Annotated in this window: 16 protein-coding genes; 8 read left to right on the forward strand and 8 right to left on the reverse strand. The window is 63.1% G+C overall.

Features of this window, described 5'->3' with window-relative positions; all coding sequences use genetic code 11:
- Nucleotides 1-166: 166 nt before the first annotated feature.
- The gene (locus tag A9K66_RS13555) at nucleotides 167-844 is read right to left on the reverse strand and encodes a sugar transferase (RefSeq protein WP_067003431.1); all 678 of its coding nucleotides are present in this window, start codon (nucleotides 842-844) and stop codon (nucleotides 167-169) included.
- 606 nt (nucleotides 845-1450) lie between these two features.
- Here A9K66_RS13555 and A9K66_RS13560 point away from each other — a divergent pair.
- Nucleotides 1451-1717 carry an exopolysaccharide production repressor exox gene (locus tag A9K66_RS13560; protein WP_067003432.1) on the forward strand — a complete coding sequence of 89 codons (267 nt, stop codon included), beginning with the start codon at nucleotides 1451-1453 and terminating at the stop codon, nucleotides 1715-1717.
- Here the strand turns inward: A9K66_RS13560 and A9K66_RS13565 are convergent.
- From A9K66_RS13565 to A9K66_RS30255, 7 genes are all read right to left on the reverse strand, one after another.
- Nucleotides 1688-3586 carry an ABC transporter ATP-binding protein gene (locus A9K66_RS13565; protein WP_082953849.1) on the reverse strand — a complete coding sequence of 633 codons (1899 nt, stop codon included), beginning with the start codon at nucleotides 3584-3586 and terminating at the stop codon, nucleotides 1688-1690. The genes A9K66_RS13560 and A9K66_RS13565 overlap by 30 nt on opposite strands.
- An 8-nt stretch (nucleotides 3587-3594) precedes the next feature.
- Entirely contained in the window at nucleotides 3595-4584 is a 990-nt protein-coding gene (locus tag A9K66_RS13570) for a serine kinase (RefSeq protein WP_082953850.1), read from the reverse strand.
- The gene (locus tag A9K66_RS13575) at nucleotides 4581-6500 is read right to left on the reverse strand and encodes a lasso peptide isopeptide bond-forming cyclase (protein ID WP_067324222.1); all 1920 of its coding nucleotides are present in this window, start codon (nucleotides 6498-6500) and stop codon (nucleotides 4581-4583) included. Before A9K66_RS13575 ends, A9K66_RS13570 begins: the two co-directional genes overlap by 4 nt.
- Before the next feature lie 3 nt (nucleotides 6501-6503).
- The gene (locus tag A9K66_RS13580) at nucleotides 6504-6920 is read right to left on the reverse strand and encodes a lasso peptide biosynthesis B2 protein (RefSeq protein WP_067324224.1); all 417 of its coding nucleotides are present in this window, start codon (nucleotides 6918-6920) and stop codon (nucleotides 6504-6506) included.
- Entirely contained in the window at nucleotides 6904-7203 is a 300-nt protein-coding gene (locus A9K66_RS13585; RefSeq protein WP_067003437.1) for a PqqD family protein, read from the reverse strand. Before A9K66_RS13585 ends, A9K66_RS13580 begins: the two co-directional genes overlap by 17 nt.
- A gap of 150 nt (nucleotides 7204-7353) precedes the next feature.
- The gene (locus A9K66_RS29485) at nucleotides 7354-7506 is read right to left on the reverse strand and encodes a lasso peptide (RefSeq protein WP_082953851.1); all 153 of its coding nucleotides are present in this window, start codon (nucleotides 7504-7506) and stop codon (nucleotides 7354-7356) included.
- 292 nt (nucleotides 7507-7798) lie between these two features.
- Nucleotides 7799-8011 carry a hypothetical protein gene (locus A9K66_RS30255; protein ID WP_127215155.1) on the reverse strand — a complete coding sequence of 71 codons (213 nt, stop codon included), beginning with the start codon at nucleotides 8009-8011 and terminating at the stop codon, nucleotides 7799-7801.
- Between A9K66_RS30255 and A9K66_RS13590 the strand changes: the two genes are divergently transcribed.
- The 7 genes from A9K66_RS13590 to A9K66_RS13620 all read left to right on the forward strand — a co-directional run bounded on the left by A9K66_RS13590 (nucleotide 8010) and on the right by A9K66_RS13620 (nucleotide 15233).
- Complete coding sequence (locus tag A9K66_RS13590) at nucleotides 8010-9167, forward strand: nucleotidyltransferase family protein (protein WP_067324225.1); 1158 nt, start codon at nucleotides 8010-8012, stop codon at nucleotides 9165-9167. The genes A9K66_RS30255 and A9K66_RS13590 overlap by 2 nt on opposite strands.
- A gap of 55 nt (nucleotides 9168-9222) precedes the next feature.
- A complete protein-coding gene (locus A9K66_RS13595; RefSeq protein ID WP_067324226.1) occupies nucleotides 9223-10239 on the forward strand; it encodes a glycosyltransferase in 1017 nt (338 codons plus the stop codon).
- 127 nt (nucleotides 10240-10366) lie between these two features.
- A complete protein-coding gene (locus A9K66_RS13600) occupies nucleotides 10367-10759 on the forward strand; it encodes a hypothetical protein (RefSeq protein ID WP_067324724.1) in 393 nt (130 codons plus the stop codon).
- 130 nt (nucleotides 10760-10889) lie between these two features.
- The gene (locus A9K66_RS13605; RefSeq protein ID WP_067324228.1) at nucleotides 10890-11762 is read left to right on the forward strand and encodes a glycoside hydrolase family 16 protein; all 873 of its coding nucleotides are present in this window, start codon (nucleotides 10890-10892) and stop codon (nucleotides 11760-11762) included.
- 131 nt (nucleotides 11763-11893) lie between these two features.
- A complete protein-coding gene (locus A9K66_RS13610; protein WP_067324230.1) occupies nucleotides 11894-13225 on the forward strand; it encodes a UDP-glucose/GDP-mannose dehydrogenase family protein in 1332 nt (443 codons plus the stop codon).
- 107 nt (nucleotides 13226-13332) lie between these two features.
- Entirely contained in the window at nucleotides 13333-14778 is a 1446-nt protein-coding gene (locus tag A9K66_RS13615; protein WP_067324231.1) for a GMC family oxidoreductase, read from the forward strand.
- A gap of 11 nt (nucleotides 14779-14789) precedes the next feature.
- Nucleotides 14790-15233 carry a hypothetical protein gene (locus A9K66_RS13620; RefSeq protein WP_067324726.1) on the forward strand — a complete coding sequence of 148 codons (444 nt, stop codon included), beginning with the start codon at nucleotides 14790-14792 and terminating at the stop codon, nucleotides 15231-15233.
- Nucleotides 15234-15281 lie beyond the last annotated feature (48 nt).

The following is a 15281-nucleotide window of genomic DNA, read 5'->3' on the forward strand; positions in this document are numbered from 1 at the left end:
TCGCAAGAGACAGGGCAAGCGCCACGGCCGCAAACCGGCTGGGCGCCTTGGAAAGGAGTCCGAGGGGGTGGTTTTTCAATGAACGTTTCCGATCCGCGTTAGCCCCATCCGCCCGATGAGATTACTGCCGGACGCCTGTCCCGAGATTGGCGGGACAGGCTGGCGGTCAATAGCTGCCGCGCGCCATCCACACGGCAGGCACGGTTTTGACGATGATGCGAATGTCCTCGACCATCGACCAGTTCTCGACATAGTGGCGATCGAAGGCGACGCGCGTGTCGTAGGACACGTCGTTGCGCCCGCTCACCTGCCACAGCCCGGTGAGGCCCGGGCGCGACTTCAGATAATAGACTGCGGCGCTGCCGTAGATCTCGAGCTCGTCGCGTACGACAGGGCGGGGCCCGACCAGGCTCATGTCGCCCTGCAGGATGTTGATGATTTGCGGCAGCTCGTCGAGGCTGAGCTTCCGCAGCACCGCGCCGACACGCGTCACTCGCGGATCGTCCTTCAGCTTGCGCGTCGCCGCCCATTCGGCGGCGGCATCCGGATTGGCCGCCAGATGCGCGGCGAGCACCTTCTCGCCATCCTGCACCATGGTGCGGAATTTGAGGCAGGCGAAAATCCTTCCGCCGCGACCGATCCGCTTGTGGCCGTAGAAGATCGGGCCGCGGTCGGAAAGCTTGACCAGCAGGGCGACCATCAGAAAGAGCGGGCTGAGCAGGACCAGACCCGCCAGGGAACCGACGATATCGAAACTGCGTTTGAGCAGACCGCCGATGGGGGGTGGAAAATCAATGCCGGCCTGCGAAAAACCCGCATTAGCCGGCTTGGCGACGTCCCTCATGCAAAAGCTCCATACGTTGAACGGATGGTTTACGGCACGATACCAAAAAAATGCTGCAGCGCAACACACAATTTCCCATTCGCGTGAAATGTTCGCGTCATGAATTGACCAAATAATAAACCTGCCGTGCCCAAATTTTGGCGTTTGTGGCATGTTTATGACAAGGTGAGAGGTTTTTTGGGAAATGTAGTACAGCTTTCGGGCTGATTTTGGGCGATGCATTCTTTGCTGCAGACGAACGGCGGTTGCAGGTCGTAAGAAGCACTCGTTCAGGTAAGTTCATCGCATTAAATACTGCTTAATGTTTCGGATTCTACTATCGAGGATTTCGCTATAGTGAATAGGTGGCGATGCAGGGGTGTGCGCCGCAGCATGGCAGAGTCGATGCCGCGAAACCATTGGCTTCATGTGCATTTGGCCTTGCCGCAAAGGTCTCGCCTTAATAGAGTGGCAAACTGTTGCTGTCATAGTCTGGATGGGTCGGAAAGGCCGGAAGCAACCGGTCGGATTGGGCAGCCAGAAATAGCTCTCTGGCGAAACGGGGAGTTACGCGGGTGGGTAAGCCACAGCCTCTGCATGCGCGTGCCGGTTGACGGGCCGACGAGCATGTCTTTGCCAAAGTTCATCGTCGGGATGATATTCACGCTCGCTGTTGTAGTCGGCTGGTCCTGGCTCGACGGCGAATCGCTTGGCACCATCATCATGCGCGCCGTGATTTGCGCTGTCGTCATTCAGGTGGGGTACTTCGTTCTGGTGTTCGCCATGATCGCCAGGAGCGGGCCGATACCCGCCGACAAGGCGCGGCAGGCCGACCGTGGCATCAAGGTGCCCGATGGCGAAAAGCTAACCGCCCGGCGCGGCAGCCTCCGCTGATCTTTCAGCCGGCGCCGGGGGCGGCGTATTGTCGGCCAATGTTGCGGTTTCCCGTTCGGCCCGTTCGCCGTAGAGCATCCTGGCCAGCCGGCTGCCCGACTTTGCTTTCAGCCGCTGATATTGCCCGACCTCGACGATGCGGCCGCCCTCGATGGCCACGACCCAGTCGGCAAAGGCGATCATCGACGGCCGATGCGCGATGGTGAGGATAGTCATCTTGCCGCGCAGTTCCTCGATCGATTGAGCGATCAGCGACTGATTCTGCCAGTCGAGCGCGCTCGTCGCCTCGTCGAGGATGAGCAGCGAGGGTTCGCGCAGCAGCGCCCGTGCCAGCGCGATGCGCTGACGTTCGCCGCCGGAAAGCCTGACGCCGCGATCGCCCACCACCGTTTCGAGCCTCCCGTCGAGCCGCTCGACGAAGTCGGCCGCATGAGCCTTGCGCAGCGCCGCCCACAGCTCCTCGTCGCCGGCCTGCGGCGCCGCCAGGCGCAGATTGGCGCCAATGGTGTCGTGCAACAGAAACACGTCCTGCGGCACATAGGCCACCTGGCCGCGCCAGGCCCTGCGGTTTTGCGCGGTGATCTCGACACCGTCCGCCAGGATCTTGCCCTGGCTCGGCTCGAGCAGCCCAAGCAGCATGTCGGCGATCGTGCTCTTGCCCGAACCGGACGGGCCGATCAGCGCCGTCACCTCGCCGGCGGGAAGGCCGAAGCTAATGCCGCTCACCACCGGCCTTCCATCGCCGGCGCCATAGGCGAACGAGACGTCGCGGATATCGAGGCCCCTGTCGAGCGACAGCCTTGCGTTCTGCGCGGCATCGCCGGACTCCATCTCGCGCGCGGCATCGAAACGCGCCTGCAGGGCCTGCATGGCGGTGTAGGCCGGCAGGTTGATCAGCATCTGCTGCGCCTGCACCTGCATGTCCATGAAGCGGGGCGCGACCCGCATGAAGACCAGGAGCAACACGACGATTTCCGCAAGGGAGAGATGGAAGCGGACCAGCGCGATATAGATGAACAGGCTGAGCCCGATCACGCTCGCGACCTGGAACAGCGCGGTGCCGATGGTGCTGTTGCGGACATAGGCGACATTGTCCGCCTTCATCTTGTCCAGCGTCGCGCGGAGTTGCGCGAAATAGCTCGCCTCGACATTCAGGCTCTTGGCCACCTTGATGCCGCCGAGGAACTCCGAGACCGTGCGGTATTGGTCCTGGCGGCTGCCGGTCAGCACGCGACCGTAGGCGGTGGCGCGCGCGCGAAAGGGCTGCAGCGCGATGAACAAGAGCACGCCGATCAGGATCGCGAAGCACGTCATCACCGGCGAGATGAACACCGACACCACGAGGTAGCCGGCAAGCAGCAGCGCCGTCTGGGCGAGCATCAGCAGCGAGAAGGCTGCCGCCTGAACGCGGTCGATGTCGCCGGTCAGCGCGTGGTCGAGATCGGAGCTGCGCATGCGGGTGAAGACACCCCAGCGCGCCTTGCCGATGCTCTCGAACAGGTTCATGCGCACCCGGTTGACGAAGTCGTAGAGCAGCCGCGCCATGTAGAGCGACTTGAAGCGGTTGAACATAGCCTGCAGCGCCACCAGAGCGACGAGCAGGCAGAGCACCGTCGCCAGCGAGAGCGTCCCGCCCGGCACCAGCCAGCGCAAGGCGCCCGGTACGCGCACGGCGAAATCCTGGTCGGCACTGCCGATCAGATGCAAGAGCGGGATCAAAAGCAGGATCGAAAGGCCCTCGGTCAGACTCCCGAGCACCAGGAAAGCAAGCGCCGTCAGCGTGCGCTGTCCGCCGATATGCGCCATGACACCACCGAAGCCGGCCACGTCCCGCAAAAGTGTCAGGCGAAGTTTCGAGGACCACGCCATGCTGCTGCTCACTTTGCCCGCGCGCCGACGGCTAGATCGCGCTCGATCACGGCGACGGCCTCGTCGATCCGCTCCAGGCCTGCCGGCACTTCGAGCCGGCTGACGCCGATCCGGCCGGCCAGCTGCGCGCTTTGTTCGAGATGCGTGGACGCGAAATCGCCGACCAGCGCCTGCCGGCCGAACCGAGTGACATAGGAGAACTTGATGATCGCCGGCAGGGCGGCGGTGCCCTTTAGCGGCGTGATCGCCGCCTGCCCGTCGCGCTCCAGCACATAGATCCGGGCCGCCGGCACGGCTTCGCCGGAGAATCCATCTCGCAGCCGATGCTGCGCCTTCTCGATCTGCGGATGCACCTGCGGCCGCACCTCCGCTCGGCCGATCCTGATGGCGTTCGCGGCATCCGCTGCAAGCTTGAGCTGCGGAAAGCCGGGCAGGATCATCGGCCGTGAAGGATCGGACAGGTCCAGCGCCACGACATCGTCGGTAAGCAGCAGATGACCGGCGCGGATCATCGCGCCCGCCGTGGTCGACTTGCCGGCACCCTTGTCGCCCATGAAGATCACGCTTTGCCCGCCAACGGCGATCGCGCTGGCGTGGAGGACGAGCAGGCCACGCTGATGCAGCGTGAGCGCCAGCACCGGACCCAAAAGTGGGAAGGCAAGCAGCGGATCATCGACGCCCGGCGCCGGATCGACATCGATCCGGGAGGCATCGCTGATCAGGAAAGTGCCGACGGCTTGCCAGGACAGGTACTGGCGTGTCGGCTCGAAGCGAAAGACCGCGGCGTTCGCCAATGCAGCCTCCGGAAAATCGATCGGCCCAACAGCGATCTCGATGTCCGGTGTTGCCGGCGCGGTCGGTTCCAGTTCCGGCAAAGCCACCTCCGACCCGATCGTCAGGCCGTACGCCTTGTAGAACCGACGGGCACGCCCGTTTCGAGGGGCCGCTTCGATGGCGGAGCCGGGCCTCGCGGCAAGAGAAGCGGCTGGAGAGTTCATGCAGGGCTTCCATGCTGTTGGACCTGCCGCAGCCATAGCGACAGTGAGGCCGAACGCCAGATATGCTGGACGTCGGGCAGCGTCGCCTGCTCGGGCCGCTGCAGCATGCGCGCATAGACCGCGTTCACCTCGGGCAGATTGACATAAGGCGCGATCAAGTCGTTGTCCGACACCAGCAGCCGGTCCAGGAGATCGCGATGGTTGACGATCATGCCTTTGACCAGGTTGGCGGTGAAATCGATCTTGTCGCGCCGCCACTGCACCGCCGGCGGCAGCACGCCTTCCATCGCCCGGCGCAGCACATGGCGGCCGAAGCCGTTGCGCAGCTTTTCCTCGCCCGGCAGTGCCAGGCAGAATTCGACCAGCGGCTTGTCCCAGAACGGATAGCGCGGTTCGATGGCGAAGTTGGCGGCGGCCTTGTCGAGAACCTCGAAAGCATGGGGCACCAGCCCGGTGGACAGAAGCCAGCGATGGGTGAGCGCTTCGCTGGTGCTGACATAGGCGGGCATATAGGCCGCGCAATGGAAACGTTCGGCGAGATCGGTACGCCTGGCAAGCTCCGGATTGACCAGTCCTGCCCACGCCGCGCGCGGTGCATCGAAGCGTCTGCGCCGCAGTTTTCCGAGAAGGCGCCTGGCCTTCGCCCTCATCCTGGCAATCCGCCAGGCCGGCCCGTAGGCGGCGAGGAACTTGAAGTAAAGAGGCAGCATCCCGTCGCCATAGGTGTTGGCGGCACTGTGCAGCTCGCGCCACAGCTCCAGCCACCTGCCGCGATGGGCGAGCTCATGCAGATGCCCATGACCTTGCGATACGACCTCGTCACCGCCGTGGCCGTCGAGAAGCACTGTGACGCCCTTGGCGCTCGCGGTGCGATAGACGCTGCGGGTCAAGGACAGACCGGGCGCCAGGAAGGTCCCTTCCTGTTCCTCCAGAATGCGATCAAACTCGGCGAAGGGCGCATAGTCGCCGACCGCGATCAGCGTGCCGTCGAGCCCATATTGCTCCAGCACTGCATCGATGAAGGGCCGCTCGTCCATCGAAGACCCCCTCTCGAACACCAGCGAGAAAGTTTTGAGCTTCGGCTTCTGCGTCGCCGCAGCTTGAAGTCCGGCCATGCAGGCGATCGAGGACGAATCGAGCCCACCACTCAGCATGGCACCGACGGACGGAGTGCCCCGCATCCGGTTTTCAACCGATCGCGCGAAAAGATGCAGGAACTCGTCCGCCGCATCCGAACGCGGCGGCCTTTGTGACGGCTCAATCTCCCAGTAGCGGCTCAGCACGACCTGATTGTTGGTCACCGTCATGCTGTGCCGAGCGGGCAAGCGAAAGATCTCGGCATAGAGCGTGGATTGTGGATCGTCCGGCAGGCCGGCGAGAAAGCCGGAAATCTGATGCTCGCTGAGAGCCCTGCCGACACCATCCAGCGCCAGAAGTGGGCCGATCTCCGAGGCGAGGGCAAAGCGCCTGTCGGCGCAGTGGTAGTAGAAAGGTTTGACGCCGAAATGGTCGCGCGCGCAAAACAGCGCCCGGCGCTCGGCGTCCCAGACCGCGAAGGCGAAATCGCCTTGCAGGTAGGTCGGACAGGCCTCGCCCCATTTGAGATAGGCCTGCATCAGCAGCATGGCGTCGGCGGCCGATCGGTCGCACACGCCAAGTTGCGCCAGAAGCTCCTCGCGGTTGTCCAGCCGGCAATCGGCCGTAATGGCGAGCTTGCCGCCGGCCACTGTCAGCGGCCCAGGGCCCTGCTCGCCGGTCGTGTTGAGCCAGGCATGGCCTAGTGCTGCGTGTCTGTCCGTCCACCATGAGCTGCCGTCGCGCGCCCGGTGGCGCATGCGCGCCAGCATCTGCTGGATGTCGGCCGCCGCCGCTGGGCTGCCATCCTGTCTGAGCAGAATTCCGGCGACGCCGCTCATCGCCTAGTGTCCGTGATCGACAAGATGGGCAAAGCCGTTGATGGAGCCGCCAAGCACGATGTGGTCGCCGCTGATCAGCCAGGCATGCGCCTTGAGATCGGCGCCGGGGTCGCGCGCGATGCCGATGCTGATCGTGGAGGCCTTGCCCTGGCGGGCAAGCAGATACTGTCCGGCGAGCGCCTGGGTAAGGCAGCTGGCGCCCGGCACGTATCGCGCAGCAGCGGCAACGCCCCATGCGACGCGCCGCAGATCGGCGATGGCAGCGTCATTCCTCGCTTCCAGTCGAGTCACCAGAGCGCGCATGCGATTATAGGACGAAAGCGTAAGCCCCAGCCGCACGAGGCTGACCACTGCCAGGCAGCGCGCCAGAAACAGCGCCTCCAGCCCGCTAAGCGAGAGGACCCTAGGCCAGTTCCTCATGGTGGAACCTCGCAAGCCCGGCTTCGATCAGTCCCTTGAGCAAGCCCTCGACATCGGCCTTGCAGCGTTCTGTATCGACATCATAGCGGGCGAGCACCGCGCTTGTTATGTCGGGGATCGGTCGTGGCTCCTGGATCAGCTCCCAAATGTAGGCGCCGACGCCGTTCAGGCTGTAGTAGATGTTGGATTTAAGATGGAGCAGCGCCAGTCCGTTGCCGAATTCACAAGCCACGGCATCGCCGCTCGCGACCACGCGGTCATGGTTCGATGGGTTCCAGTGCATCCTAAAACCTCATTGTTGAACGCTTGCGTGACCTCGACCGGGATCGGTTGCCTGCGATCCTCAGGGAGCCCAGGACAGGGCCCCCGGTTCACCGTTTGAAGAAAGAGAACGCCCGGAGCCCCAACTGCGACAACTCCGGGCGCTGCAAGCTCAGGAGAAGGTGAGCTCACCGACCGGTGTGTGCGCGGGAAATGCCGCGTCAAGCGCCGTGGTCCCGGAGGCACCCTGCGTGATCGTTTCGATCGAACCGTGAACCGTCAGGCTTGGGGTCTCGTACTCTTGCTTTTCAACATTCTGTTCCATTCTATTCTCCAATTAAGACTGGAAGCGGCGTCGGAATGCCGCCAGCATATTGCTATGCTGCATTGCAATTGCTGCACGGCAACATTTATGAGTCAAGCCTGATTTACCAGGCAGTAATCAATTCTTGGTTGCGCATGCCTGCGTCGGTGATGACACCGTCGGCTTTTTGCATCTCGGGCGAACACCACTCGAACGTTCAACATCGCCTTTTTGCCGTCTAAGTAAGCATCTGATTTGATTGAGGTAAGTTCGTGAGCTTAAGTGGCTATGTGGGAATTGCGATGAAAACACTTCAGAAAATAGCAGATTGCCGGCTCACTTCGCCGCCGCCGGATTTGTCTTCAAAAGTGATCGGCGATGAGCGGATATGAACGCTAAGGTTGCAGGCGCGAGGCGGCTTGGGAAGGCGCTGGATGGCGCTCCTGATTTTTTGGCGATGCTTTTCTTCGCAGTTGCGGTATAAACGCCGCCGCGGGCGGTTTTGCGGAGAGACGACAACGGGCATGGCCGTGCAGGACGCTTCTTACGACAGGCTGCGTGCGGCCGGCAGTGCCGACGAAGTCGCCTATGTGCAGGCCTGTCTGCGGCTGTTCTTCAATCCAACAGCGCGAGCAGTCGACCATGGCGGTATGCCGGCTCCGGCAATCTGCGTGGCCGACGTTACCGACATTGCGAGGTTGAACAAGGTCGCGGTCTTTTTGCTCAAGGCTCTCTCGCATGGGGCCACCGGCCCGACGCCTCCCGAATTGCTCGCATGGCTCGATGGTTATCGCCGGCGTACCATGTCGATGAATGCCGCCTCCATCGGCGATTCGATCGCCATCCATCAGGTGTTGCAGGACAGGCAGATCGACTTCGTCTTCCTGAAGGGACCGCTCCAGCAGCAACTGCTCTACGGCGACCATTTCATGAAGCCGTCCGGCGACGTCGATATTCTGGTTTGCCCGTCCGGCTTCGCTGCCGCCCGCGAAGCCCTTCGCTCGGCCGGCTACGAGGTCGCCGGCAAGTCCCGGTCGGTCTGGTGGGTGCGTTTCCTCGGCGAGCAGCACATGGTCCGCGACGATGGCGTGCGGGCCGCAACGGTCGATCTCCATTATCGGCTGCAGCAGCCGGGCTCGCCGAGCCCGCGCGACATCGACGGCTTCCTGCGCCGCAAGCGCGAGGTCAAGGTTGCGGGCGCCTCCATGCCCCTGATATCGGCGTCCGACACGTTGCTCTTGTCCTGCATCAGCGTCGCCAAAGCCTTCTTCAACCGCGAGCCCTGCGCCGGCTATGTCTGCGACGTCAGAGCCGCGGCCGGCCGGCTGAACGAAGCCGAGCAGCAGAAACTGCTCGACCATGCCGCTGAGCAGGGCCTCGCCGACACGCTGCTGCTTGCTTTGCGCGCGGCCGATGTTCTGCTTGGCGGTACCGCCACGCTGCTTTCGGACCGCGCCACCCGGATCCTGGCGCGCATCGACAATGCCGACCTCTTTCACATGGTGATCGCGCCCTGGCTTTCTTCGTTGCGCTGGCCGCAACGGCGGACGGTGCTGTGGGAGCTCTGCGGTCGCGAGCCGGTGCGCTATCTGGCGGAGGCCGGCTGGGCGGCTTCCGCCGATCTCAGCCGGCGGATCTTCGAGCGGCCGGCCGCGGCCGCGCCGGTGCGGGGCAACGCATGAAGATCGGTTTTGCATTCATAGGCGGGCTGTCACTCACGCAATCGAAAGGTGAATCATGGCCGTGACGACCCCAAGGGTCTGCGTCATCATCGCTGCCCGCAACGCGGCGCGGACCATACCGGTCGCCATCGCTTCGGCTCTGCGCGAGCCGGAGGTGGCGGAAGTCGTCGTGGTCGACGACGCCTCCACCGACGACACACAGAATGTGGCGCGCGCCGCCGATGACGGCAGCGGCCGGCTCAAGGTGATGCGTCTCGACGTCAACCGGGGGCCGTCCTTTGCGCGCAACGCCGCCATCAAAGCCTCCGTTTCGCCTTTCATCAGCATCCTCGACGCCGACGATTTCTTCCTCGAAGGCCGTTTCCGCCGGCTGTTTGCCAGCCCCGACTGGGATTTCGCGGCGGACAACATCATGCTGATCAGGGACGATGCCGCGACCGACCCCACCAAGGTCGCGGCTCCCTCCTTCGCGCCAGAACCGCAATTCCTCGACTTCGAGCATTTCATCGAAGGCAACATTTCCCGTCGCCGCGTGCTGCGCGGCGAACTGGGCTTCCTCAAGCCGGTGATCAGCCGGGCGTTCCTCGATCGTCACGGGCTGAGCTACGATGAAAACCTGCGGCTCGGTGAGGACTACGAGCTCTATGCGCGCGCGGTCGCCCGCGGCGCGCGTTTCAAGATCATCAAGACCTGCGGCTATGGTGCGATCGTTCGCGCCGATTCGCTGAGCGGCCGCCACAGGACGCAGGATCTGAAGCGGCTTGCCGATGCCGACCTGGCCTTGCTGGCGCTGGGCAACCTGCCGGAGGGCTCGAAGGCCGCGTTGCGGCGCCACGAGCGCCATGTGCGCGACAAATACCGGCTGCGGAATTTCCTTGACGTGAAGGCGGAGCGCGGCCTGGCATCGGCCGCCGCCTATGCCTTGGCCAGCCAGTCCAATCTGATCCCGATCGTTCGCGGCGTGGCGGCCGACAAGCTGGACGCCTTGCTCCGCCGCGCCGGCATTGCTGCGAAGCAGCAGGTGCCGCCGATGCGCATCCTGTTGCCGGCAACAAGTGCCGCGACGGAATGATCCGACAAAGGCGGTCAGCGCGGGCGCCGTTCCCAAAAAAATCCGCTTTCCGAAACTACGAGGTTGCCTACTTGCCCCGAGAATGGCAAGCTATGCTGCGGTGCAGCAATTTCGAAAGGCCGATCGAATGGCTTCGATTTTTGGCTTCAGATCCAGGGATCCGGCTCGTGACCGGCAGACCGATCTCCAGCGGCTCGACCGTCTGGCGAAGCTGTTCGACCAGATCTCTGCCGAGATCGAAGCGGAAAAGACCGGGCTGGAGAACCGCTATCGGTCGACGGCGACCAACGCCGCTTTCCTGGTCGAGGCAATGGAGAACGGCTCCGCGTCGACAGACAAGTCGTCGGATGTCAACACGATGACCGGCGCGATCCTGAATTACGAGCGGCGCATCGCCGAACTCACGCGTCAGAAAGGTCTGATGAAGGAACTGCGTCACTCGATCGACGCGATTGTCGAAGATGGTGTCGGGCAACCCGGTTCGCAGGCCGCACAGGCAAGGTCTGCGGGCAGAGGCTGACAGCGCTTCCAGGCGCTGTCATAGCTGCAAAACATTTGAGGAGTAAGAGGCGGAGGATCAGAAGCGGCTCTCTGGAGGCGGGCCAGGAATGACTTTGGGTTGGGGCGGACAGCACAAAGGTAAGTTTGTCATGAACGCATATCCGAACGACACCTCCACCGCGGCTGCTTGCAGCATGCCGCGCGCGAATTCGAACAGGTCGAAGACGCTTAAGCTCTGGCTCGCCGGCGCGTTGCTTGCGGCCGCAGCCGCCATTGTGGCACCACCCCATTCGGTGCATGCCGAGGAGATGCAGAGCGCGCCGTCCTTCGTCGACAATTTTTCGAATTTCGACCGTTCGCGCTGGTTCGTCTCCGACGGCTGGAGCAACGGCAATCATCAGAACTGCACATGGTCGAAGGACCTTGTCCGGCTTTCGGACGGCGTGCTGTCGCTGAGCTTCGAAAAGCGCAAGCTGAAGGATCGCGAGTTCGCCTGCGCCGAGGTCCAGACCAAGCAGCGCTATGGCTACGGCGTCTATGAGGCGCGGATGAAGACCGATACCGGATCCGGCCTCAACGCCGCCTTTTTCACCTATATCGGACCGCAGGACAAAAAGCCCTGGGACGAGATCGACTTCGAGGTCCTCACCAAGGATCCGACCAAAGTCCAGGTGAACAGCTACATCCAAGGCAAGCCGAAGAACGGCAAGCTGGTCGACGTCGAAGGCGGCGCCGATAAAGGCTTCAACGACTATGGCTTCGTCTGGGAGAAGGACCGGCTGCGCTGGTATGTCAACGGCAAGCTGGTCAACGAGGTGACCAACCCGGACGAATTGCCGACCAATCCGCAAAAAATATTCTTCAGCTTGTGGGGCAGCGACAAACTGACCAACTGGATGGGCGCCTTCGCCGATCCCGGCCGCAAGGTGACCATGCAGGTCAAGCGCATCGCTTTCACAGCGCTCGGCCAGCCGTGCCAGTTCCCGGAGTCGCTGGCATGCACCATAACCAACAGCAACTAGGCATGTCCCCCAAAGTAGGAACTGGTTTTGGGATGCGGATCATGCCGAATATCTAGGCCTCATGGGCCTGGGGGACATCTTAACTGGCCGGGCCGTTTTTGCGGCCCGGCCTTAAACAGGAATAGAACCAAATGAATTTGACGGTGTTTGGAATTGGCTATGTCGGTCTCGTCCAGGCCGCGGTGCTTGCGGAAGTCGGGCACGAGGTGGTGTGCGTCGACATCGACGAAGCGAAGGTGGAGCGGCTCAACCAGGGTTTCATCCCGATTTTCGAGCCCGGACTGGAAGCTCTCGTCAAGGAGAACCACGCCGCCGGCCGCATCCGCTTCACCACCGACGCGGCCGCGGCGGTCAAGCATGGCCAGATCCAGATGATCGCGGTCGGCACGCCCCCTGGCGAGGATGGCTCGGCCGACCTGAAATACGTGCTTGCCGTCGCCGAGGCCATCGGCCGCGAGATGGACGCGCCCAAGATTGTCGTCGGCAAGTCCACCGTGCCGGTCGGCACCTGCGAGAAGATCAAGGAAAGGGTCGCCCAGACGCTGAAGGCGCGCGGCCGCGAGGACCTGACCTTCGACGTTGCTTCGAATCCGGAATTCCTCAAGGAAGGCTCGGCGGTCGCCGACTGCATGAAGCCGGACCGCATCATCGTCGGGACGTCGAGCGAGGCCACCGAGGCGGTGATGCGCGAGCTTTACGCGCCGTTCAATCGCAACCACGAGAAGATGATCGTGATGGATGTCCGCAGCGCCGAGTTCACAAAGTATGCGGCCAACTGCATGCTGGCGACCAAGATCAGCTTCATGAACGAGATGGCGAACCTCGCCGAGCAATTGGGCGCCGACATAGAGGAGGTGCGCAAGGGCATCGGCAGCGATCCGCGCATCGGCTACCATTTCATCTATCCCGGCCTGGGCTATGGCGGCTCCTGCTTCCCCAAGGATGTACGCGCGCTGATCAAGACCGCCGAGGGCGTCAAGTTCGACGCCAAGCTGCTGCGCGCCGTCGAAGAGCGCAACAACGCGCAGAAATCGGTGCTGTTCGACAAGGTCAACCGCTATTTCCAGGGCGCCCTCAAGGGCAAGATATTTGCGCTGTGGGGCCTGGCCTTCAAGCCGAACACCGACGACATGCGCGAGGCTCCGTCGCGCACGCTGATGGAGGCGCTTTGGGCCGCCGGCGCCAAGGTGCAGGCTTACGATCCGGAGGCCATGCAGGAGTGCCAGGCCATCTACGGCCAGCGCGAGGACCTTCTCTTGTGCGGCACCAAGGAAGCGGCCCTGCGCGGCGCCGACGCGCTTCTCATCTGTACCGAATGGAAGAGCTTCAGGGCTCCCTCCTTCGACGCGCTCAAGGACGCGCTGACGACACCGGTCATCTTCGACGGCCGCAACCTCTACGACCCGAAGGTCATCGCCCGCTACGGCATCGAATACCACTCGATCGGCAGGATGGCGGCATGACAGTGTCCGCCGCCAGCTTCCCGCCGCATGGCTCCGGCGAACGACAGTGGGACCGACAATGATGGAGGGTCGATAATGATCGTGCGCGTTTCGGGAGATTCGATCTGATGGTGATGGACGTTCAGCCCGAACAAATCGCCAACGAGCATTTCGACCTCGTCGTCATCGGTTCCGGGTTCGGTTCAGCCTTTTTCCTGCATGAGTTCCTGAAGCGGCGCAAAGCCCGGGTCTTGGTGCTGGAATGGGGCCGCCACAACACGCATGAATGGCAGCTTGACCAGAACGCCAACACCGACATAGACGACGAGAGCACTTATAAGACCGACAATGCCGACAAGCCGTGGAACTACACGATCGGCCTCGGCGGTGGCACCAACTGCTGGTTCGCGCAGACGCCGCGTTTCCATCCCAACGACTTCAGGCTGAAGAGCACATACGGCGTCGGCAACGACTGGCCGATCAGCTATGACGAGCTGGAGCCGTTCTACTGCGACGCCGAGGAGGTCATGTCGATCTCCGGCGACCCCGACATGGCCCGGATGCTGCCGCGTTCGCGGCCGTTTCCGCAGCCGCCGCACCGCATGTCGACGCCGGACCGGATGATGAAGGCGGCGCAGCCGGAGCAGCATTTCGTCATGCCGACCGCCCGCGCCCGCGTCGCGACGGCGCAGCGCAACTCATGCTGCGCCAACCTCAGATGCTGGCTGTGTCCGGCCGACGCCAAGTTCACCGCCAACAATGGTTTGATGCACGTCTTCCAGCACGCGGACGTGTCGGTTTGCTTGGGCGCCGAAGTGCGGCGGCTCGACCATTCAGCCGGCTCGGTGCGTTCGGTTGACTTCCTGCGCGACGGCAAGGAATATTCGGTCAGCGGCGAACTCGTCATCCTTGGCGCCAACGCCATCCAGAGCCCTGCAATCATGTTGCGCTCGGGGCTCGGCGGCGAATTCGTCGGGCTCGGCCTGCACGAATCCTATGGCTGGAACTACGAGGTCTATCTCGACGGCGTCGACAATTTCGACGGCAGCACCATCACCACCGGCTTGAATTTCGGCCTCTATGACGGCCCGCATCGCGCCGAGCACGCGGCGGCGCTGGTCTATTTCGAGAACCGCTGGCAGCACGGCATGCGAGCCGAGAAGGGGCGGCTGCGGCAGGCGCTGCCGCTGGTCATTGTCACCGAAAACCTGCTCGACCCGGAAAACCGGGTGATCCTCGACAAGAACGAGAACGTCTTCGTCAGCTTCAAGGGTGCCTCCGACTATGCAACCAAGGGCATGGCCAAGGCGCTCGAGAGGCTGCCGGAGCTGCTCAAGCCGCTTCCGGTCGAGCAGATATTCGATCGCGGCATAAGGCCGACCGAGTCGCATGTGCAGGGCACCTTGCGGATGGGCACCGGCCCGGCCGACTCGGTGGTCGACCGCGACATGATCCACCACCAGCTCCGGAACCTCGTCGTCGTCGGCACCAGCACCTATCCGAGCTGTTCCTGCGCCAACCCAAGCCTGACCGCCGCGGCGCTTTCGCTGCGGGCGGCGAGCCGGCTGGCATGAAGGAGGGGTCGATGAAGATCACGCGACGCACCGCATTGGCCGTTGTTGCCGGCGGCATTGCTTCGACCGGCATCGCCGCTGCGGCCGTATCGTCCTTCTCGGATGAGGATCTGGTCCGCCTCACGCTCGAGAAATACTTCGGCCCGCTCAACATGCGCATCGAGCACCTGCAGCAATTCGTGCTCGAATTCCGCAACCGCAACCCGTGGATATTCCCGAGCGAAAAGCTGGCGGACGCGGTGACGCTTTTGGAGACCGTGAGGCTCGACAGGGCGCGCGAATTGCTACCCAGGCGCAAGCAGCAGGATGTCGGCAATTTCGAGCGCTGGGTCATCGCCGAGTTCCACATGCTGACCGATTATGCCTGGCGCAGCTCGCCCCATGATCCGATCCGCTTCACCGGCTGGCATCCATGCACCAATCCGTTCGCCAATCTCGAGCAGCAGACTGCCTGACACTGCCCGCCGGCATGTTTGCCGGCAAGCCAGGAAAACTGGCCAAGA

This window comes from Mesorhizobium sp. AA23 (genome assembly GCF_001672435.1).
GTDB lineage: Bacteria > Pseudomonadota > Alphaproteobacteria > Rhizobiales > Rhizobiaceae > Mesorhizobium.